The sequence below is a fragment of the Bacteroides sp. 11BF genome, from assembly GCF_019633765.1.
Classification (GTDB): Bacteria; Bacteroidota; Bacteroidia; order Bacteroidales; family Bacteroidaceae; genus Bacteroides; species Bacteroides hominis.
The window spans coordinates 77,362-99,744 of record NZ_JAFKPJ010000003.1; the positions used below are offsets into that span (position 1 = coordinate 77,362).

Consider the following 22,383-nt stretch of genomic DNA (forward strand, 5'->3'; position numbering starts at 1 on the left):
AATAATCCTCAATTACCAACTTTCAATTCTCAATTAAATAGATGGAAACAAGTGAAATTCTAAAAAAAGTTCGTCGGATTGAAATAAAGACGCGTGGATTGTCGAACAATATTTTTGCAGGACAGTACCATTCGGCCTTCAAAGGTAGAGGTATGGCTTTTTCTGAGGTGCGTGAATATCAGTTTGGTGATGATATACGTGACATTGACTGGAATGTGACAGCGCGTTTTAACAAACCTTTTGTGAAGGTGTTTGAGGAAGAGCGCGAACTGACGGTGATGTTGATGGTGGATGTTTCCGGTAGTTTGGAATTTGGCACCGTAAAACAGCTGAAGAAGGATATGGTAACAGAAATTGCAGCTACTCTCGCATTTTCTGCTATTCAGAATAACGATAAGATCGGAGTTATTTTCTTTTCAGACAGAATAGAAAAATTTATTCCTCCCAAGAAAGGGCGTAAACACATTCTGTACATTATTCGTGAACTGATTGATTTTAAGCCCGAAAGTCGTCGTACAAATATTCGCCTTGCTCTGGAATATCTGACGAATGTCATGAAAAGACGTTGTACAGCTTTCATTTTATCCGATTTTATAGATCAGGAAAGCTTTAAGAATGCAATGACCATAGCCAATAGGAAACATGATGTTGTCGCTATTCAAGTATATGACAGGAGAGTAGCTGAGTTACCGGCAGTAGGTTTGATGCGGATTAAAGATGCGGAAACCGGACATGAACAGTGGATAGACACATCTTCGGCCGGAGTGCGTAAGGCGCATCATGAATGGTGGGTAAATAAACAAACTGAGTTAGACGAAACGTTTACCAAAAGTAATGTTGATTCTGTTTCGGTACGTACTGATCAGGATTACGTGAAAGCGTTACTGAATTTATTTGCTAAACGAAATTAACAGGAAAGATGAATAAAAATATATTTCTGATAGTATTGTTATTTCTGGTTTCTGGCAGAATTGCTGCACAGTCTGTGACTGTCGATGCTAAAATAGACTCTTTGCAAATTCTAATAGGAGAACAGGCAAAAGTGCAGTTACAAGTAGCGATGGATGTGAAGCAGAAAGCTGTTTTTCCGGTATTTACAGATACGCTGGTACGTGGGGTGGAAATTGTGGAAACTGCTAAACCTGATACACAGTATTTAAATGATCGCCAGAGAATGTTAATTACCCAGGAGTATACGGTAACTTCTTTTGATTCAGCTTTATATTATATTCCTCCTATGGGTGTGAAGATCGATAATAAAGAGTATAAATCGAAAGCATTGGCATTGAAAGTGTACTCAATGCCTGTGGATACTTTGCATCCTGATCAGTTTTTTGGTCAGAAGACCGTTATGAAGGCTCCTTTTGCATGGGAAGATTGGTATGGCTTGATTAGTTGCTCTTTTTTAGCATTACCACTGTTAGGATTGCTCATTTATTTGATTGTTCGCATCCGTGATAATAAGCCTATTATTCGTAAAATAAAGGTTGAGCCTAAGTTGCCTCCACATCAACTGGCAATGAAAGAGATAGAGCGTATTAAGACAGAGAAGATATGGCAAAAGGGACAACCGAAGGAATATTATACGGAATTGACAGATGCTCTTCGCACATATATTAAGAATCGATTTGGTTTTAATGCATTGGAAATGACTTCATCTGAAATTATAGATAAATTGCTTGAATTTAATGATAAAGAAGCTATATCAGATTTAAAATATTTATTCCAGACAGCCGATTTGGTTAAATTCGCTAAGCATGATCCGCAAATGAACGAAAATGATGCGAATTTAATTAATGCAATTGATTTTATTAATGAAACCAAACAACCGGAAGAAGAGAACCTGAAGCCACAGCCTACTGAAATCACCATTATAGAGAAAAGGTCTTTGCGTACAAAGATATTACTGATATGTGGTATTGTATTTTTGTCGGCTGCTCTTATTGGAACCTTTGTATATATAGGGTTACAACTCTATAATCTGTTTGCGTAATAGGTTTTTACTTTTATCATATAAAATAAGAAATAGTAAATTGTAAATAGAATGGTTTTTGCCAATATTGAATATTTGTTTTTGCTGCTGTTGCTTATACCATATATTGTGTGGTATATAATGAAACGGAAGAAGACGGAGCCGACTCTTCAGATTTCTGATGCACGTGTATATGCACATGCACCGAAAAGTTATAGGAACTATTTGCTGCATGTACCTTTTGGTTTGCGCATCATTACTCTAATATTGATCATCTTGGTTTTGGCACGCCCTCAAACAACCAATAGCTGGCAAAACAGCGAAATCGAAGGTATTGATATTATGTTAGCTATCGATGTATCTACCAGTATGTTGGCAGAAGACTTGAAGCCTAATAGATTGGAGGCTGCTAAAGATGTAGCTGCGGAATTTATTAATGGCCGTCCGAATGATAATATAGGTATTACGCTTTTTGCCGGTGAAAGTTTTACTCAGTGTCCTTTAACGGTAGATCATGCTGTATTACTGAATCTATTTCAAGGTATTAAGTGCGATATTATTGAGGATGGGACAGCAGTGGGAATGGGAATTGCTAATGCAGTAACTAGGCTGAAAGATAGTAAAGCAAAATCAAAAGTGATTATTTTGCTGACAGATGGTACAAATAATAAAGGAGATATTTCTCCATTGACAGCTGCTGAAATAGCAAAAAGTTTTGGTATACGTGTTTATACTATTGGTGTGGGAACAAATGGTATGGCTCCTTATCCGGTACCGGTTGGGGGAACAGTACAGTATATTAATACGCCGGTTGAAATTGATGAAAAAACCCTTACTCAAATAGCAGGTATTACGGATGGGAACTATTTTCGTGCTACCAGCAATTCGAAATTGAAAGAGGTTTATGAAGAGATTGATAAATTGGAGAAAACGAAATTGAACGTGAAAGAGTATAGTAAGCGTCAGGAAGAATATCGTTGGTTTGCGCTGGCCGCTTTCTTATGTGTACTGCTTGAACTACTGTTACGTAACTCAATATTGAAGAAGATACCATAAAATAGATAGAAAGATGTTTCGATTTGAAGAACCTGCATATTTATATTTGTTGTTGTTGCTACCATTGTTGGTAGCCTTCTATCTTTTTTCTAACTATAGAAGGAGGAAAGCTATTCGTAAATTCGGGGATCCGGTATTGATGGCACAACTGATGCCTGATGTATCTAAATATCGTCCCGATGTAAAGTTCTGGTTGGTATTTACCGCCATAGGTCTGTTTGCGGTATTGTTAGCCCGTCCACAATTCGGCTCTAAACTTGAAACTGTAAAGCGTAAAGGAGTAGAGGTTATGATTGCATTGGACATTTCTAACTCTATGCTTGCACAAGATGTTCAGCCAAGTCGTTTGGAAAAAGCTAAGAGGCTTATATCTAAATTAGTGGATGGTATGGAGAATGACAAAGTGGGTATGATTGTATTTGCGGGAGATGCTTTTACTCAGTTGCCAATAACGAGTGATTATATTTCCGCTAAGATGTTTCTGGAATCTATTAATCCTTCGTTAATATCTAAACAAGGTACAGCTATTGGTGCAGCGATCAGTCTGGCAGCTCGCAGCTTTACTCCACAAGAAGGAGTAGGACGTGCTATTGTAGTGATTACCGATGGTGAGAACCATGAAGGTGGGGCTGTTGAAGCTGCTAAAGAAGCTGCCAAAAAAGGTATTCAAGTGAACGTTTTGGGAGTTGGTTTGCCCGATGGTGCTCCTATTCCAATTGAAGGTAGTAACGATTTTCGCCGTGATCGTGAAGGCAATGTAATTGTGACCCGTTTGAATGAGGCTATGTGTCAGGAAATTGCAAAGGTCGGGAATGGGATTTATGTTCGTGTAGATAACTCAAATTCTGCGCAAAAGGCTATTAATCAAGAAATTAATAAGATGGCTAAATCAGATGTTGAGTCTAAGGTTTATACAGAATATAATGAACAATTCCAAGTAATTGCTTGGATGATATTGCTTTTATTATTGGTAGAGATGTTGATTTTAGATCGTAAAAATCCATTATTTAAAAACATTCGGTTGTTTTCTAATAAGTAATAATGTGTATGTCAAGAAGTAAATATATATTATTCGCTCTGTTGCTATCCCTCTCTCTGGGTACATTTGCACAAAAGGCTGAGCGTGATTATATCCGTAAAGGCAATCGTCTTTTTAAGGACAGTGTTTTTGTGGATGCTGAGGTTAATTACCGAAAAGCATTAGAGGTGAATCCCAAATCAATTGTTTCTATGTATAATTTGGGTAATACGTTGTCGCAACAGCAAAAGTTTAAAGATGCGATGGAGCAATATGTAGCTGCAACTCAAATAGAAAAAGATAAGGCCAAGTTGGGACAGATTTATCATAATATGGGAGTATTATTCCAGTCTGGTAAAGATTATCAGAAAGCGGTTGAAGCATATAAGATGTCTTTGAGAAATAATCCGAAAGATGATGAAACCCGTTATAACTTGGCATTGGCTCAAAAGTTGTTGAAAGATCAACAGCAAAATCAACAGAACCAAGACCAAAATCAGGATCAGAATAAAGATGATCAGCAAAAGCAACAAGATAATAAAGATCAGAATAAGCAAAATGATCAAAATAAGGATAAACAGCAACAGCAACCTCCTAAATCTGAGAAAAACGACAATGAAATGTCTAAGGAAAATGCAGAGCAGTTGCTTAATTCTGTAATGCAAGATGAAAAAGGTGTTCAAGATAAAGTGAAGAAGCAGCAGACTCTTCAGGGAAGACGTTTAGAGAAGGATTGGTAATAATAAAATAATTGATGATAAAAACTTCAGAGGAAATGAGAAAATTGATTTTCTTATTGATTACACTGGTAGCGGTGACTACACAGGCGTGGGCTGATGGGAAGGTAGTATTTACTGCATCTGCACCTGATGCTGTAGTAGTGGGTGACCAGTTTAGGTTATCGTATACAGTAAATACGATAAAAGTAAGGGATTTTCGTGTGCCTTCTATAAAAGGGTTTGATGTATTAATGGGACCTAATCGTTCGCAACGTATGCAATCGATTAATGGGGTTACCAATAATAGTATTACTTTTACTTATATTCTGATGGCTACGGCTGAAGGAGAATATTCTATTCCGGGTGCTACGATTACGGCAGATGGAAATCAGATGGTTTCTAATTCGGTAAAAATAAAGGTTCTTCCTCCCGATAAAGCTGGAGGAAATACTGGCGGTAGTAGCGCTTCGTCATCAAGTAGCCCAACTGGGACATCCTCTTCCGCTTCCAATCAGGATCTGCTTATTACTGCTACAGCCAATAAGACTAATGTATATGAGCAGGAGGCTTTCCTTTTAACTTTTAAAATTTATACTCGTGAGTCCCAACTTCGATTTGAGAATGTGAAACTACCTGATTTTAAGGGATTCCATTCTCAAGAAATAGAAATGCCGGCTAATGCTAAATGGTCACAGGAACATTATAAGGGAAGGAATTATTTTACGACTGTATATCGTCAATTTGTATTATTTCCTCAACAATCCGGAAAGCTGACGATTGAACCTGCACGTTTTGATGCTACTATCGCGAAAGCTGTACAATCTGATGATCCATTTGATGCTTTTTTTAATGGTGGTAGCAATTATGTAAATGTGAGTAAGGTAATCGTGACACCCAAAATCACAATTAATGTAACTCCGTTGCCTGCTGGTAAACCCGCTAACTTTTCTGGAGGAGTAGGGGAGTTTAGCATCACTTCTTCTATTAATTCTAAAGAAGTGAAGACGAATGATGCTATAACGGTAAAGCTGGTAATTTCAGGAACTGGTAACTTGAAATTAATAGCCAACCCGGAAATAAAATTCCCGGAGGATTTTGATGTATATGAACCGAAGATGGACAGTAAAGTTCGTTTGACCCAAGAAGGACTTTCAGGAAGTAAGGTTATTGAATATCTTGCCATTCCGAGACATGCTGGAGTTTATAAGATTCCGGGAGTTTCTTTCAGTTATTTTGATATAAAGTCAAAGTCTTATAAAACACTGAGTACTGAAGATTATGAAGTCAAAGTGGAAAAAGGGGCAGGAAATGCAGATCAGGTTATTGCAAACTTTACTAATAAAGAGGATCTGAAAATATTAGGTGAAGACATTCGCTATATAAAATTGAATGATGTTAAGCTTCAGCCAAAAGATAGTCTTTTATTCGGTTCTTTAATTTATTGGCTATTTTACATTATTCCTGCTGTTGTATTTATCATATTCTTCATAGTTTACCGTAAGCAAGCTGCAGAAAATGCAAATGTAGCTAAGATGCGTACAAAGAAAGCTAATAAAGTAGCTGCAAGACGAATGAAGTTGGCTGGAAAATTGCTTGCAGAGAATAAGAAAGAAGCATTTTATGATGAAGTACTCAAAGCTTTGTGGGGGTATATTAGTGATAAACTTAATATTCCGGTTTCTCGTTTGTCAAAAGATAATGTGGAAGATAAACTTAGAAATCATGGAGTCAGTGACGAGTTGATAAAAGATTTCTTGGCTGCTCTGAATGAGTGTGAGTTTGCACGTTTTGCGCCGGGAGATGAAAGCCAAGCTATGGATAAGGTTTATTCATCATCGTTGGAAGTGGTTAGTAAGATGGAGAATTCAATAAAACGCTAAATTAGAGAAGATAAAGTCATGAAAAAAATATTGTTTTTTACTTTGGGCTTGTTAGTGGCAGTGACTTCTTTCGGGCAGGATTCATTAGTAACAGATTCTACTCAGAGGATGGAAGGAGATTCTGTCAATATTCGTAATACAGAGTTTTCCAGTTCTAAATTAGAGGATGCTACGAAATCTGAAGGCGACAGTGCTTATATAAGAAATGATTTTGCATCTGCAATTCAAATTTATGAATCACTATTACGTAAAGGAGATGCAGCTGATGTATATTATAATCTTGGAAATAGCTATTATAAAGTCAATGAGATAGCAAAGGCTATCTTAAATTATGAAAGAGCATTATTACTTCAACCTGGTAACGGAGATATTCGTGCTAATTTAGAGATAGCTCGTGGTAAGACTGTTGACAAGGTGGAAGCTGTGCCCGAGGTGTTCTTTGTGACGTGGACCAAAGCATTGATTAATAGTATGAGCGTAGATGCATGGGCTGTATGGGGTATTGTGAGCTTCCTGTTGCTAATCGTATCTCTCTATTTCTTTATATTCTCAAAACAAGTGGTGTTGAAGAAAGTGGGATTTATTACAGGCATAGTCTTTCTAATAGTTGTTGTAATGGCCAATGTTTTTGCTTCTAAGCAAAAAGAAGAATTATTGCATCGGGATAGTGCAATCATAATGAATCCAAGTGTTACGGTTAGGAGTACACCCAGTGAGAATGGTACTAGTTTGTTTATTCTTCATGAAGGGCATAAAGTTGATATTAAAGATAGCTCTATGAAAGACTGGAAAGAAATTCGTCTTGAAGATGGAAAGGTAGGATGGGTACCGGTTAGTTCGATTGAAATTATTTGAGAATAGAATCTATAAATATTTTATCAAAGTCCCTCTTTAATAGTATTGGATCTATTGAAGAGGGACTTTATTGTATTATAAGAAGTTACTATTGATTTAGATTGTTTTAGCGAAAAAAGAAGCACTTTTTTTTTGTTTTATCTTTTTTTTTCCTTAAGTTTATAGCGTGATAATATAGTCACGTAGTATTAACCATTAAATTTATGAGACATGAGAACAATAACATTTAATGAACTTCGTAAAATTAAAGATTCATTGCCTAGCGGTAGCATGCATAGAATAGCCGACGAACTAAATTTAAACGTCGACACGGTGAGAAATTTTTTTGGTGGTCATAACTTTAAGGAGGGGAAAAGTGTCGGAATACATCTTGAGCCTGGTCCGGATGGTGGATTGGTTATGATTGATGATACCACTGTGCTTGATCGGGCATTAAGGATATTGGATGAATTGAATATGAGAAAAGAAGAAGCTACCGAAGCTATGCAGGCTTAAATAAAAGATAAAGTCAGAATCCCAATTGGCAAAAACAATTGGGATTTCTTATTTGTTAAATTCAATAAAACAAACGAATTATGGAAGACAAATTAGTAACTTTAGCTATTCTGACTTATACAAAAGCTCAGATATTGAAGAATGTTCTTGAAAATGAGGGTATAGAGACGTATATTCACAATGTTAACCAAATACAACCGGTTGTGTCATCTGGTGTGCGTTTGCGTATTAAAGAAAGCGACTTGCCTCGTGCTTTAAAAATCACAGAAAGTTCAGCTTGGCTTGCTGAAAGTATAGTGGGAGAGAAGGCGCCTAAAGTAGAACACCGTACTAAAAAGGTACTTATTCCAGTCGATTTCTCTAATTATTCGATGAAGGCTTGTGAATTTGGCTTTAATTTCGCGAAATCTTATGATGCGGAGGTAATACTATTACATGTTTACTTTACACCAATTTATGCTTCATCACTGCCATATGGTGATGTATTTAATTATCAGATTAGCGATGAAGAGACCGTAAAGAATGTGTTGCATAAAGTTCATGATGATTTGAATGCTTTATCAGAGAAAATAAAACAAAAGGTAGCGTCAGGCGAATTCCCTGATGTGAAATATACCTGTGTGTTACGAGAAGGCATTCCTGAGGAAGAAATATTACGGTATAATAAAGAACATCGTCCTAGAATCATTATAATGGGTACACGTGGTAAAAATCAAAAAGATATTGATCTTATTGGTAGTGTAACCGCTGAAGTGATAGAACGTAGTCATACTACAGTATTGGCTATCCCTGAGAATACTCCATTTAATAGTTTTAATGAAGTGAAACGGATAGCTTTTATGACAAACTTTGATCAGCGTGATTTGATTGCTTTTGATTCATTTATCAATGGACTTGATCCATTTCATTTTTCTGTTTCTCTTATTCACTTATCAGATGTAAAAGATACATGGAATGAGATAAAACTGGCAGGCATTAAAGACTATTTCCAGAAGCAATACCCGGATCTTGAAATTCATTATGATGTGGTAATGAGTAATGATTTTCTGAATAGTTTAGAAAACTACATTAAAACAAATCAGATTGATATTATTACATTAACTTCTTATAAGCGGAATATATTTTCTCGTTTATTTAATCCAGGCATAGCTCGTAAGATGATATTTCATTCTGATACACCGCTCTTAGTTATTAATGGATGATCAAGCTCTCAAAATGCACGATTTAAAATAATGGAATAATAACCATTATGTTTAATAGAAAAAGGCAACTTACTATACTTAAGTAAGTTGCCTTTTTGATAATGATAAATACACTAATTTCTTATATTTTTCTGGAAAAATAAAGAGGTATCACTTTAACTTGTGATACCTCTTTTTAAAGACAGTTTTGTAATTTATATCTCTGATTAATCCATCAGTGAGATTAATTCATCAGTTTCTCTATAGCTTCAAATTCCGGTCCCATATTTAAGTTATAATAAACTCTATAAAGACCTTGCAGCCACAAATCTTTCTGATCAGGTTTTAGTTCTCTTGCTTTTTCGTAATACGGTTTAGCTTCCTCGTAGAATTTTTTGATATTGGCTTGTGCTGTAGCATAATTCGGATCATTAATATCTGTTGGTGCTTTATCAGCATAGTCTTGAGCCTGTAGCAGATATACTAATCCTAAATTTGAGCATGCTTCTGCATATGTAGGGTCTACATCAAGAGTCTTCTTATAGAATTCAATTGCTTTCTCATAATCTTTCATATTATGATACAAATACGCTTTTACATACAAATATAATTTGTTGTTAGGGTCTTTAGCCAACATGTCATCAGCAAACTGCATTGCTTTGTCATTCTGGTTAGAGCTACTATAATAATCAACCAGATTAGCAAAGAAATATTGATTTTCAGGGAATTTAACGATACCTTCCTGCAACTTCTCTACCCATTTGGCAGTATCGCCTTTAGCTTTATAAGCGTCTGTTAACAACTGCATTGCGAATTGGCCATTTTCTTTATCTTTCAAGGCATATTGAGCATATTTCATGACAGCATCCTTATCGCCTACTCTATCGGCAGCCAAAGTAGCATAATATGCTACTTGCGGTAAGATAGTGTCTTTTTCCAGTAGATTTTCTTTTTCTAACATAGGCAGTGTAGCTGCATCTACGTAAGCAGCAAAGAATTTTAATGCTTCTTCGTTTTGGTTTAGGTTAAAATACTGAATGCCACCATTAATTAAATTGGGACGTTCTGCCAGGATTGTTTTTGAGTTGGCACTTCTATATTTGTTTTTAATCTTACCCTTTTCATTGGGAATCTGTGCCAATTCGTCACATTTAACAAAATAATTATACATATTCAGTACACTGTTGTATACCTTCAATGTATCATAGGGTTTTCTCAGATAAGCATTTTCCATCTCCTTTTCATTGATTCTTTTTTGGATATAACCAGCTACATCCCAAGTAGCTGCATTATCCTTTGTTTCAGGATTGGTTAGTGCTTCATTAATCAGCTGTTCAGCTTTTGCGAAGTCAGGTTTTACTTCACCGGCAATACTTTTCGCTTCTTTCACATTCTTTTCTTGAGCGAAAGCAAAACTTACAGCCATCAGTAAGACCATTGAAAATAATACTCTTTTCATGATTGTTGTTTGATTAATTATTAATATTATGTCTATTCTTCTGTTTCATTTACCAACGTGTCAGTTTCTGGATTACTTGGAATATTTCCCTCTCCCTCTTCTGCAGGAATTTCATCTTCCAAACTCTCTGACGTTACTTTACATACCGAGCCAATCTGGTCATTACGTTTCTCAAGATTTATCAGACGAACTCCTTGAGTTGCACGTCCCATAATACGAACATCAGCTACTTTCAGACGAATCGTGATACCTGACTTATTGATAATCATCAAGTCATTGTCATCTGTTACAGACTTAATTGTAACCAATTTACCTGTTTTTTCGGTGATATTCATTGTTTTTACACCTTTACCACCACGATTCGTTTTGCGATAGTCTTCAATATCGGAACGTTTACCATATCCTTGTTCCGAAACAACCATTACAGATTCTGTTTCAAGATCCTTGATGCAAATCATACCTATCACTTCGTCCTGCCCGTCATCATCCAATGTGATTCCTCGAACTCCAGTCGCTGTACGTCCCATAACGCGTACTGCTGCTTCATGGAAGCGTATTGCACGTCCATTACGATTAGCAATAATGATCTCATTGTTTCCGTTTGTCATACGTACTTCAATTACACGGTCGTCTTCACGAATAGTTATGGCATTTACACCATTCTGACGTGGACGCGAATATTGTTCTAATGATGTTTTCTTTATAACACCATTCTTGGTACAGAACAGTACGTAATGACTATTAATATATTCCTGATCATTCAAGCTCTTTACACGCAGATATGCATTAACAGCATCGTCTGAATCTATGTTCAGTAAATTCTGTATTGCACGTCCTTTTGAGTTTTTGGTACCTTCGGGAATTTCGTATACTTTTAACCAATAGCACTTACCTTTTTGAGTGAAGAACATCATAGTGTTGTGCATTGTTGCCGGATAAATATGCTCAATAAAGTCTTCGTCACGGGTTTCAGTGCCCTTGGAGCCTACTCCGCCACGGTTCTGGGCACGGAACTCAGTTAATGGCGTACGTTTGATATATCCCATATGCGAAATGGTGATGATCATTTGGTCGTCTGCATAGAAGTCTTCCGGATTAAATTCTTCTGAAGAATATACGATTTCAGAACGTCGTTCATCACCGTATTTAGCTCTTACTTCCAATAGTTCATCTTTAATCACCTTACGGCATACTTCATCATCAGCCAAGATACTTTCCAAATAAGCTATTTGCTTCATAACCTCCTCGTATTCAGCATGAAGCTGATCCTGCATCAAGCCGGTTAACTGGCGCAGACGCATTTCAACAATAGCACGTGCTTGAATTTCGCTCAGCTTGAAACGTTCCATCAGCCCGGAGATTGCGTCGTTAGGTGTTTTTGCTGCACGAATAATACGGATTACTTCATCAATATTATCCGAAGCAATAATTAACCCCTCTAATATGTGTGCACGTTCTTTAGCCTTACGTAGATCAAACTGGGTACGGCGAATGACCACATCGTGTCTATGCTCTACAAAATATACGATTAAGTCACGTAAATTCAGCATCTTAGGACGTCCGTTGACTAATGCTACGTTGTTTACACCAAACGAAGTCTGCAATGCTGTCATTTTATAAAGTTTGTTCAGCACTACACTTGCGTTAGCATCACGCTTGATATCGATAACAATACGCATACCTTCACGGTCGGACTCGTCATTAGCATTGGAGATGCCTTCTATCCTCTTTTCATTAACAAGGTCAGCAATTGCTTTGATCAATTCTGCCTTATTAACGTTGTACGGAATCTCTGTAACAACGATCTTGTCATGTGTTTGTCCAGACTCTATTTCGGCTTTTGCACGCATGACAACACGCCCACGTCCTGTAAGGTAGGCTTCACGTACACCACTTATACCATATATATATCCTCCTGTCGGAAAATCGGGTGCCTTTACGTATTCCATCAATTCCTCTACAGTAACATCTTTATTGTCAAGATAAGCTTCACAGGCATCGATGACTTCAGACAGATTATGAGGTGGCATGTTCGTGGCCATACCTACAGCGATACCCGAAGCACCGTTGACCAGTAAGTTAGGAATGCGCGTTGGCATCACTTTGGGTTCCATCAGTGTGTTGTCAAAATTAGGCTCAAAGTCTACAGTTTCTTTGTAGAGGTCCTGCATCATTTCTTCACCTAATTTATTCAAGCGTGCTTCAGTATAACGCATGGCAGCAGGACTGTCACCGTCTACAGAACCGAAGTTTCCTTGTCCGTCTACCAACGGATAACGCATTGCCCATTCTTGAGCCATACGTACCATAGCAAAATATACGGAAGAATCTCCATGCGGGTGATATTTACCAAGTACTTCACCTACGATTCTAGCTGATTTTTTATAAGGTTTATCTGACGTATTTCCCAGTTCCATCATTCCGTAAAGAATTCTACGGTGAACGGGCTTAAATCCATCTCTAACATCAGGAAGGGCACGTGAAACGATGACCGACATGGAGTAGTCAATGTACGATGACTTCATTTCCTCCTCAATGTTAATCTTTATAATTCTGTCTTGTTCAAGCATTTAAAAAGATTATTAATTATACATTTGTGGCTTATGAAAAACCACGCTAAAGTACTACTTTTCCTTGATATACGAAAGTTTTAACGAAGAAAGTTTTTAGGCTTTTTAAAAGGGTCCGAAGTTAGTTCTTATAATATGATGATGCTTGTATACCGGCTGTATCAACTTCTTTTCTTTAGTAGTTTTTGTGTGTTTTATTGCTCTATTATATTATAATGTATAGAAATGAAAGAAATAATGGCACGACATTTGTTATATAACAAATAAAGCAAATGATGCATAAGCAAACGATATGAAATGCGTATATTTGCAAGTAAATAATCTCTTAGAAGAAGGAAGAAAAGTATGAATAATCAATTCTCACAAAAAGTTTCCGATATTATCGTATATAGCAAGGAAGAGGCCAACCGCCTGAGAAGTAGCTATATAGGCCCAGAGCACTTATTGCTCGGCATGCTTCGCGATGGTGAGGGAAAAGCAATCGAGATATTGTCTAAGCTCAAAACAAACCTGACCGACATAAAGAAGCAGATTGAGGCCATACTGAAAGAACATGCAGATGACATGCTGCTGCCTGATGCTGACGTTCCATTGTCAAATGGGGCTGCAAAGATATTAAAACTATGTATTTTAGAAGCACGTGTGATGAAAAGTCAAGTTGCAGATACAGAACATGTTTTGCTGGCTATTCTTAAAGATAAGGATAATTTGGCAGCTACAGTTCTTGAAGCCAACCATGTAGACTATCAGCAGGTGTTTGAACAATTGTCGTTACAACCTGATATCAGTGCAGGTATGGGATTCACAGAGGATGATGACGATGAGGATGAGATGAATCAGTCTCGGTCCGCTCATGGAGCGGGTGAACATCAGCAACAAGCACAGACAGCTTCCAGAAAGCCGACAAATGATACTCCTGTGCTTGACAACTTCGGTACGGATATGACTAAAGCGGCCGAAGAAGGTCGATTAGATCCTGTTGTAGGACGTGAACGTGAAATAGAACGTTTAGCACAGATACTTAGTCGTCGTAAAAAGAATAATCCCATTCTGATTGGTGAGCCGGGTGTTGGTAAATCGGCTATTGTAGAAGGATTGGCGCTTCGTATTATTCAAAAAAAAGTGTCCCGCATTTTGTTTGATAAACGTGTGGTAGCGCTTGACATGACTGCTGTTGTGGCCGGAACTAAATACCGTGGGCAGTTTGAAGAGCGAATACGTTCTATTTTGAATGAATTGCAGAAGAATCCGAATGTGATTTTGTTTATAGATGAAATCCATACTATTGTCGGAGCCGGATCAGCTGCCGGATCGATGGATGCTGCCAATATGTTGAAACCAGCTTTGGCACGTGGTGAGATACAATGCATCGGAGCTACTACTCTTGATGAGTACCGGAAAAATATAGAAAAGGATGGTGCTTTAGAGCGTCGTTTTCAAAAAGTGATGGTAGAACCTACTACGGCTGAGGAAACTTTGCAGATTCTTCGTAATATTAAAGATAAATACGAAGATCACCACAATGTAAATTATACAGATGCTGCACTGGAAGCTTGTGTCAAGTTGACAGATCGTTATATAACTGATCGTAACTTCCCTGATAAGGCTATTGATGCATTGGATGAAGCCGGTTCACGTGTACATCTTACAAATGTCAGTGTTCCGAAAGAGATTGAAGATCAGGAGAAACTGATTGAGGAAGCTAAGAACAAGAAAAATGATGCAGTGAAATCGCAGAACTTTGAGTTAGCTGCCAGTTTCCGGGATAAAGAGAAAGAACTTACCACTCAATTGGATGTGATGAAAAAAGAGTGGGAAGAGCGTTTGAAAGATAATCGCGAAACAGTTGATGCAGAAGAAATTGCTAATGTTGTATCTATGATGTCGGGCATACCTGTACAGAGGATGGCGCAGGCTGAAGGTATAAAATTGGCCGGTATGAAAGAAGACTTACAGTCGAAAGTGATTGCTCAAGATGCTGCTATCGAGAAGTTGGTAAGAGCTATTTTGCGTAGCCGCGTCGGACTGAAAGATCCCAATAAACCAATTGGTACTTTTATGTTTCTGGGACCGACAGGTGTCGGTAAAACCCACTTAGCTAAAGAATTGGCTAAATATATGTTTGGCTCTTCGGATGCGTTGATTCGCATTGATATGAGTGAATATATGGAGAAATTCACAGTTTCGCGTTTAGTTGGTGCTCCTCCGGGATATGTAGGATACGAGGAAGGCGGTCAGCTCACTGAGAAAGTACGTCGTAAGCCCTATTCCATTGTTTTGCTTGATGAGATAGAAAAGGCACATCCTGATGTGTTTAATCTCCTGCTTCAGGTAATGGATGAAGGACGTTTGACTGACAGTTATGGCAGAATGGTTGATTTTAAGAATACGGTAATCATCATGACATCAAACGTTGGTACTCGTCAACTAAAGGAGTTTGGCCGTGGAGTCGGATTTGCTACACAAAGTCGCTTAGACGATAAAGAATTCTCGCGAAGTGTAATTCAGAAGGCTTTGAATAAATCATTCGCACCTGAATTCTTAAACCGAGTGGATGAAATTATCACCTTCGATCAGTTATCATTAGAAGCTATTACGAAGATTATCGATATCGAGTTGAAAGGCTTATATGATAGAATAGATTCGATTGGTTATAAGCTTGTTATCGAGGATAAGGCTAAGCAATTCATTGCTTCTAAGGGCTACGATGTACAATATGGCGCCCGTCCGTTGAAGCGCGCAATTCAGGCTTATCTGGAAGATGGTTTATCTGAACTGATCATTTCGGCTGCTTTGAAAGAAGGAGATACAATAACTGTTTCTTTGAACGAAGAAAAAGGAGAGTTGGAAATGAATCATGAAGCCAAAACGACTGAATAGCTAAGTTATTTCCTTTGAGTATACGTCAAAATGTCAGACCTTCGGGTCTGGCATTTTTTTTGTCTGTATCTCTACAAAAAATAATTCGATTTAATAACCAGATAATTAAAAAATACACGTTATTATGCAAAAAGGTAATATTGGAGTTACAACAGAGAACATTTTCCCTATCATTAAAAAGTTTTTGTACAGTGATCATGAGATTTTCCTTCGGGAATTAGTCTCCAATGCTGTTGATGCTACACAGAAGTTGAATACACTGGCTTCTATCAGTGAGTTCAAAGGTGAATTGGGTGATTTGACCGTACATGTTTCATTGGGCAAGGATACTATTACCATTTCCGATCGAGGCATCGGTTTGACAGCTGAGGAGATTGATAAATATATCAACCAAATTGCTTTCTCGGGGGCAAATGACTTTCTGGAAAAGTATAAAAATGATGCTAATGCCATTATCGGGCATTTCGGTTTAGGTTTCTATTCCGCCTTTATGGTTTCTAAAAAGGTAGAAATCATTACCAAATCTTATAAAGAAGGTGCACAAGCGGTAAAATGGACTTGTGATGGTAGCCCGGAATTTACTCTTGAAGAGATAGAAAAGGCCGATCGTGGAACAGATATTGTATTGTATATCGATGATGATTGCAAAGAGTTCCTTGAAGAAGCTCGTATCTCTGCACTCTTGAAAAAATATTGTAGTTTCTTACCTGTCCCTATTGCTTTTGGTAAGAAAAAAGAGTGGAAAGATGGTAAGCAGGTTGAAACCACTGAAGATAATGTAATCAACGATACTACTCCTTTGTGGACTAAAAAACCGAGTGAACTTTCTGATGAAGATTATAAGAAGTTCTATCGTGAGTTGTACCCAATGTCTGATGAACCATTGTTTTGGATTCATTTGAATGTGGATTATCCGTTCCATCTGACAGGTATCCTCTATTTCCCGAAAGTAAAAAGCAATATTGACTTAAATAAGAATAAGATTCAGTTATATAGCAACCAGGTTTATGTGACCGATTCGGTAGAAGGTATTGTTCCGGATTTCCTTACTTTACTTCATGGAGTACTTGATTCACCGGATATTCCGTTGAATGTGTCCCGTTCATATTTACAAAGTGATTCAAATGTAAAGAAGATCTCGACTTATATTTCAAAAAAAGTTTCAGATCGTTTGCAGTCTATCTTTAAGAATGATCGTGCACAGTTTGAAGAAAAGTGGAATGATTTAAAGATCTTTATTAATTATGGAATGCTTACCCAAGAAGATTTCTATGATAAAGCACAGAAATTTGCCCTATTCACAGATACGGATGGAAAGCATTACACTTTCGAAGAATATCAGGCTCTTATTAAAGATAATCAGACAGATAAAGATAAGAATCTGGTTTATTTATATGCCAATAATAAAGATGAACAGTTTGCTTATATTGAAGCTGCCAAAAATAAAGGATATAATGTGTTGTTGATGGATGGGCAGTTGGATGTGGCAATGGTGAGCATGCTCGAACAAAAACTGGAGAAATCTCGCTTTACTCGTGTAGACAGTGATGTTATTGACAATCTGATTGTGAAAGAAGATAAGAAAAGCGAAGTGCTTGAAGCCACTAAGCAAGAAGCTCTGACTGCAGCTTTCAAGAGCCAGTTACCAAAGATGGAAAAGGTTGAGTTTAATGTGATGACTCAGGCATTAGGCGAAAATGGTACTCCTGTAATGATTACGCAAAGTGAATATATGCGTCGCATGAAGGAGATGGCAAATATTCAGGCTGGAATGAGTTTTTATGGCGAAATGCCGGATATGTTTAATCTGGTATTGAATTCTGATCACAAACTGGTAAAAGAAGTGCTGTCTGACGAGGAGAAAGAATGTAGCGCAGCTATTGCACCGGTACAAGCTGAATTGGATGAAGTGACAAAACGCCGTGATGCACTCAAGAAAAAACAAGAAGGTAAAAAAGACGAAGATATTCCTGTTGCTGAAAAAGATGAACTTAACGATTTGGATAAGAAATGGGATAATTTGAAACAACAAAAAGAATCGATATTTGCAGGATACGCAGGTAAGAATAAGGTTGTTCGTCAGCTGATTGACCTGGCATTATTACAGAACAACATGCTGAAAGGTGAAGCCTTGAATAATTTTGTAAAAAGAAGTATTGAGTTGATTTAGTCTATCACATTTAATTCATATAACATAAATTAAAAGAGCATTGCGCACGATAAAAGTGTCCGTAATGCTCTTTTTTTATTAATAAATGTGCGGTCAGAGTCGATAGATTAGAAACTATTGTATATATTTGAACGTTAAATCAACCAATTTATACGATGTTTTGTTGAGCCTTATGAAGAAAGTTTTTTTATTGTTATTTCTCTTTTTACAGTTCTTACCAATGCTTGTCCACGCTCAGAAAGTTGGGTTAGTATTGAGTGGTGGCGGTGCAAAGGGGCTGACACACATAGGAATAATTCGTGCCCTGGAAGAGAATAATATCCCAATTGATTATATTACAGGTACTTCTATGGGAGCTATTATAGGGTCTCTTTATGCCATGGGATATTCACCTGATGATATGGAGACATTGCTGAAGTCAGATGACTTTAAACGTTGGTATTCTGGTGAAGTGGAAGAAAAATATATGTATTATTTCAAAAAGAATCTTCCGACTCCTGAACTTTTCAATATACGCTTTTCGTTCAAAGATTCACTTAATTTAAAGCCACAGTTTTTGCCAACCAGTGTGGTTAATCCAATTCAGATGAACCTTGTCTTTATCGATCTTTACGCACGGGCGACTGCTACTTGTGAAGGCGATTTTGATAAGTTGTTTGTGCCTTTTCGATGTATAGCTTCCGATGTGTATAATAAAAAACAACTTGTCTTAAAGCGTGGTGATCTTGGAGATGCAGTACGAGCCTCTATGAGTTTTCCTTTTATGTTTAAGCCCATTGAAATAGATAGTTTATTGGCATATGACGGTGGAATTTATAATAACTTTCCTACAGATGTCATGCGAGAGGATTTTCATCCGGATATAATTATAGGTAGTGTTGTTTCTACCAACCCGGGAAAACCGAAAGAAAATGATTTGATGAGTCAGATTGAGAATATGGTAATGCAAAAGACTGATTATTCTCTTCCGGATTCGGCTGGAATATTGATGACATTTAAGTACAACGATGTTAATCTGATGGATTTTCAACGAATGGATGAACTGGTGAAAATAGGATATGATCGGACCATGGGCTTAATGGATTCTATCAAAAGTCGTGTTCATCGTAGAGTAAATATGGATAATATACGACTGAGGCGGTTGGTTTATAAAAGTAATTATCCGGAACTCCGTTTCAAAAATATATATATCGATGGTGCTAATTCTCATCAACAGGTTTACATAAAGAAAGAATTCCATACTTCAGATGATAAAGAGTTTACCTATGAGGATTTGAAACGGGGATATTTTCGTCTATTATCTGATAATATGATCTCAGAGATTATTCCTCATGCAGTTTTCAACCCCGAAGATGATACTTACGATTTGCATTTGAAGATAAAGATGGAAAATGAATTTTCTGTTCGTTTGGGTGGAAATGTGTCCACTACCAGTTCTAACCAAATTTATCTGGGACTTACATATCAGAATCTTAACTATTATTCGAAGGAATTTACATTCGATGGACAGTTGGGAAAAATATATAATAATGCTCAGTTTATGGCAAAAGTAGACTTTGCCACTACTATTCCTACTTCTTATCGCTTTATTGCTTCGATCAGTACTTTCGATTATTTTAAGAAGGATAAACTTTTCTCTAAAAATGATAAACCGGCTTTTAATCAAAAAGATGAGCGTTTTCTGAAACTCAAAGTTGCTCTTCCTTTTCTTTCAAGTAAACGAGTGGAGCTTGGGTTTGGAATTGCACAAATAGAAGACCGGTATTTCCAAAATAATGTAATCGACTTCGATAAAGACAAATATGATAAAAGTGAATATCGTTTGTTTGGCGGTTCAGTAAGTTTTAATGGTAGTACATTGAATTTTAGACAATTTCCTACTCAAGGAGCACGAGAGGCACTCGTTGCACAGATATTTACAGGGAAGGAACGCTTTCGCCCTGGGGTGAATTCTGAGAGCAGGAAATCTACCGAAGAGAAACATTCATGGTTGCAGTTATCCTATATGAAGGAGAAATACCATAAAATGGGAGCAAATTGGACATTAGGATGGTATCTGGATGCATTATATGCGTCTAAAAACTTCTCAGAGAATTATACAGCTACAATGATGCAGGCCAGTGAATTTGCACCTACTGCACATAGTAAATTAACATATAATGAAGCTTTTCGTGCCAATCAATATCTGGCAGCCGGGATACGGCCTATTTATCGTTTAAATCAGATGTTTCACGTTCGTGGAGAGTTTTATGGCTTTTTGCCGATTTTTCCTATAGAAAGAAATCCAATTAATAAGGCTTACTATGGAAAAGCTTTCTCTCGTTTCGAATATTTGGGAGAAGTTTCAGTGGTATGTCAGTTGCCGTTTGGTGCAATCTCGGCATATGTAAATCATTATAGCTCACCGAAAAGGGAGTGGAATGTCGGTTTGACGCTCGGTTGGCAATTGTTTAACTATCGTTTCATCGAATAATTTATTTGCAAAAAAGTTTGCTGAAAGCTTGCAAATTCAAGAAAAGTCCGTATCTTTGCACCCGTTAAACAAAAACAATGGTCGCGTAGCTCAACTGAATAGAGTAGCTGACTACGGATCAGCCGGTTACAGGTTTGAATCCTGTCGCGATCACTTTAAGGTTTAACTAATGGCCGCGTAGCTCAACTGAATAGAGTAGCTGACTACGGATCAGCCGGTTACAGGTTTGAATCCTGTCGCGATCACTTTAAGGTTTAACTAATGGCCGCGTAGCTCAACTGAATAGAGTAGCTGACTACGGATCAGCCGGTTACAGGTTTGAATCCTGTCGCGGTCACTCTAAAAATAACAAACGGTCGCGTAGCTCAACTGAATAGAGTAGCTGACTACGGATCAGCCGGTTACAGGTTTGAATCCTGTCGCGGTCACTCTAAAAATAACAAACGGTCGCGTAGCTCAACTGAATAGAGTAGCTGACTACGGATCAGCCGGTTACAGGTTTGAATCCTGTCGCGATCACAAAAGAAGGTGTCTTAAAAGGATACCTTCTTTTTTTGTTATGCCCCCATTAGGATCATACCGGGATCAACGTAAGTTGATGGACTGTCTTTCTCTTCAAGACAAACATCAATACGAAGAGGGCTGTGTGACAGAGGAAAGGTCTGGATATACAAAAAAAGAGTAAAGTCAATTTTTATGTAACTTTACTCTTTGCTTTCTTATAATGATTTAGTTATTAGCATTTTATATTTAACTCGTTAAGTACGTTTCGAATGGCTTCAAATGTTGTGATACGTGTTGGTACCAGTGGCAAACGAAGTTTATTCTCGATCATTCCCATTGCATTCAACATTGATTTTACTCCGGCAGGGTTTCCGTCTACGAATAACAGGTTAAATAACTCTGTAAATTTATGGTGTATGGTCAGGGCGTTGGCAAAGTCACCTTGCAATGCCAGGCGTGTCATCCTGCTGAATTCACGTGGAAAAGCATTTCCGATAACTGAAATAACCCCTACAGCTCCTAATGTGATTAAAGGGAAAGTAATGCCATCATCTCCGGAAATAACATCAAAATTGGCCGGTTTGTTTTTGATAATATCGTCCATCTGAGTGATATTGCCTGATGCTTCTTTAATTGCTATGACATTTTTGAAGTCTTTAGCAATGCGTAAAGTCGTTTCTGCGGTCATATTAACCCCTGTCCGACCGGGAACATTATACAATACAATTGGAAGCTCTGTAGCGCCTGCTATTGCCTTATAATGTTGATAGATTCCTTCCTGTGAGGGCTTGTTATAGTAAGGAACCACGGATAAGATGGCATCCACTCCGGTGAAATCATCATTTTTGAGTGTTTCTACGATAGCTCGTGTATTGTTTCCACCGACTCCTAATAGAATGGGAATTCTTCCGTTGACACGGTCGATTACCATTTTTTTGATTTTCTTTTTCTCGTCTTCGCTCAGAGTTGGAGTTTCGGCTGTCGTTCCCAGCACACACAGAAAATCTGCATTATTTTGAAGCAGATAGTCTACTAATCGCATTAATGCATCGTAATCAACGCTTTCATCCTCTTTGAAAGGAGTAATCAGCGCTACCCCCATTCCTTTCAATCTAGTCTGTATCATGAGTATTAATAATAATCTCTAAATA

General features: G+C 37.5%; 15 protein-coding genes and 5 tRNA genes. 17 read left to right on the forward strand and 3 right to left on the reverse strand.

All coding sequences use genetic code 11. From position 1 onward, the window contains the following. Positions 1-41: 41 nt before the first annotated feature. From JZY04_RS03680 to JZY04_RS03720, 9 genes are all read left to right on the forward strand, one after another. Positions 42-911, forward strand: coding sequence for a DUF58 domain-containing protein (locus JZY04_RS03680; protein ID WP_005806284.1), 870 nt, complete (start codon positions 42-44; stop codon positions 909-911). An 8-nt stretch (positions 912-919) separates the two neighbouring features. Further along, on the forward strand, positions 920-1,993 hold the full coding sequence (locus JZY04_RS03685) for a hypothetical protein (protein ID WP_122142142.1): 1,074 nt from the start codon (positions 920-922) through the stop codon (positions 1,991-1,993). A 51-nt stretch (positions 1,994-2,044) separates the two neighbouring features. Beyond that, positions 2,045-3,028 (forward strand): VWA domain-containing protein, encoded by a 984-nt coding sequence (locus JZY04_RS03690; protein WP_005820348.1) that lies wholly within the window; start codon positions 2,045-2,047, stop codon positions 3,026-3,028. A gap of 13 nt (positions 3,029-3,041) precedes the next feature. Continuing rightward, positions 3,042-4,067, forward strand: a complete 1,026-nt coding sequence (locus JZY04_RS03695) for a VWA domain-containing protein (protein ID WP_005777880.1) — start codon at positions 3,042-3,044, stop codon at positions 4,065-4,067. 8 nt (positions 4,068-4,075) lie between these two features. Next, complete coding sequence (locus tag JZY04_RS03700; RefSeq protein WP_005806280.1) at positions 4,076-4,786, forward strand: tetratricopeptide repeat protein; 711 nt, start codon at positions 4,076-4,078, stop codon at positions 4,784-4,786. Positions 4,787-4,821: 35 nt separating this feature from the next. Next, a complete protein-coding gene (locus JZY04_RS03705; protein ID WP_181996312.1) occupies positions 4,822-6,645 on the forward strand; it encodes a BatD family protein in 1,824 nt (607 codons plus the stop codon). A gap of 18 nt (positions 6,646-6,663) precedes the next feature. Next, positions 6,664-7,500, forward strand: a complete 837-nt coding sequence (locus JZY04_RS03710) for a tetratricopeptide repeat protein (RefSeq protein ID WP_122142139.1) — start codon at positions 6,664-6,666, stop codon at positions 7,498-7,500. Positions 7,501-7,710: 210 nt separating this feature from the next. Continuing rightward, entirely contained in the window at positions 7,711-7,995 is a 285-nt protein-coding gene (locus tag JZY04_RS03715) for a hypothetical protein (RefSeq protein WP_005777873.1), read from the forward strand. 80 nt (positions 7,996-8,075) lie between these two features. Beyond that, a complete protein-coding gene (locus JZY04_RS03720; RefSeq protein ID WP_022011368.1) occupies positions 8,076-9,197 on the forward strand; it encodes a universal stress protein in 1,122 nt (373 codons plus the stop codon). Positions 9,198-9,420: 223 nt separating this feature from the next. Here the strand turns inward: JZY04_RS03720 and JZY04_RS03725 are convergent, their stop codons facing one another. Together JZY04_RS03725 and gyrA are read right to left on the reverse strand one after the other, a co-directional pair. After that, positions 9,421-10,635, reverse strand: coding sequence for a tetratricopeptide repeat protein (locus JZY04_RS03725; RefSeq protein ID WP_122142138.1), 1,215 nt, complete (start codon positions 10,633-10,635; stop codon positions 9,421-9,423). A gap of 32 nt (positions 10,636-10,667) precedes the next feature. Then, positions 10,668-13,205 carry a DNA gyrase subunit A gene (gene gyrA / locus JZY04_RS03730; protein ID WP_122142137.1) on the reverse strand — a complete coding sequence of 846 codons (2,538 nt, stop codon included), beginning with the start codon at positions 13,203-13,205 and terminating at the stop codon, positions 10,668-10,670. A gap of 345 nt (positions 13,206-13,550) precedes the next feature. Between gyrA and JZY04_RS03735 the strand changes: the two genes are divergently transcribed. The 8 genes from JZY04_RS03735 (at position 13,551) to JZY04_RS03770 (ending at position 21,247) form a co-directional block, all read left to right on the forward strand. Beyond that, entirely contained in the window at positions 13,551-16,085 is a 2,535-nt protein-coding gene (locus JZY04_RS03735) for an ATP-dependent Clp protease ATP-binding subunit (protein ID WP_032530164.1), read from the forward strand. A 124-nt stretch (positions 16,086-16,209) separates the two neighbouring features. Beyond that, on the forward strand, positions 16,210-18,255 hold the full coding sequence (gene htpG, locus JZY04_RS03740; RefSeq protein WP_122142136.1) for a molecular chaperone HtpG: 2,046 nt from the start codon (positions 16,210-16,212) through the stop codon (positions 18,253-18,255). Positions 18,256-18,475: 220 nt separating this feature from the next. Then, complete coding sequence (locus tag JZY04_RS03745; RefSeq protein ID WP_181996325.1) at positions 18,476-20,728, forward strand: patatin-like phospholipase family protein; 2,253 nt, start codon at positions 18,476-18,478, stop codon at positions 20,726-20,728. Between the two features lie 79 nt (positions 20,729-20,807). Beyond that, positions 20,808-20,881: transfer RNA gene (locus tag JZY04_RS03750), tRNA-Arg, on the forward strand. A gap of 18 nt (positions 20,882-20,899) precedes the next feature. Then, positions 20,900-20,973, forward strand: a tRNA-Arg gene (locus tag JZY04_RS03755). A gap of 18 nt (positions 20,974-20,991) precedes the next feature. Beyond that, positions 20,992-21,065: transfer RNA gene (locus tag JZY04_RS03760), tRNA-Arg, on the forward strand. A 17-nt stretch (positions 21,066-21,082) separates the two neighbouring features. Continuing rightward, positions 21,083-21,156: transfer RNA gene (locus tag JZY04_RS03765), tRNA-Arg, on the forward strand. Positions 21,157-21,173: 17 nt separating this feature from the next. Beyond that, positions 21,174-21,247 (forward strand) — tRNA-Arg (locus JZY04_RS03770). Positions 21,248-21,464: 217 nt separating this feature from the next. Here the strand turns inward: JZY04_RS03770 and dapA are convergent. After that, positions 21,465-22,358 carry a 4-hydroxy-tetrahydrodipicolinate synthase gene (gene dapA, locus JZY04_RS03775; protein WP_005806263.1) on the reverse strand — a complete coding sequence of 298 codons (894 nt, stop codon included), beginning with the start codon at positions 22,356-22,358 and terminating at the stop codon, positions 21,465-21,467. Positions 22,359-22,383: the final 25 nt, after the last annotated feature.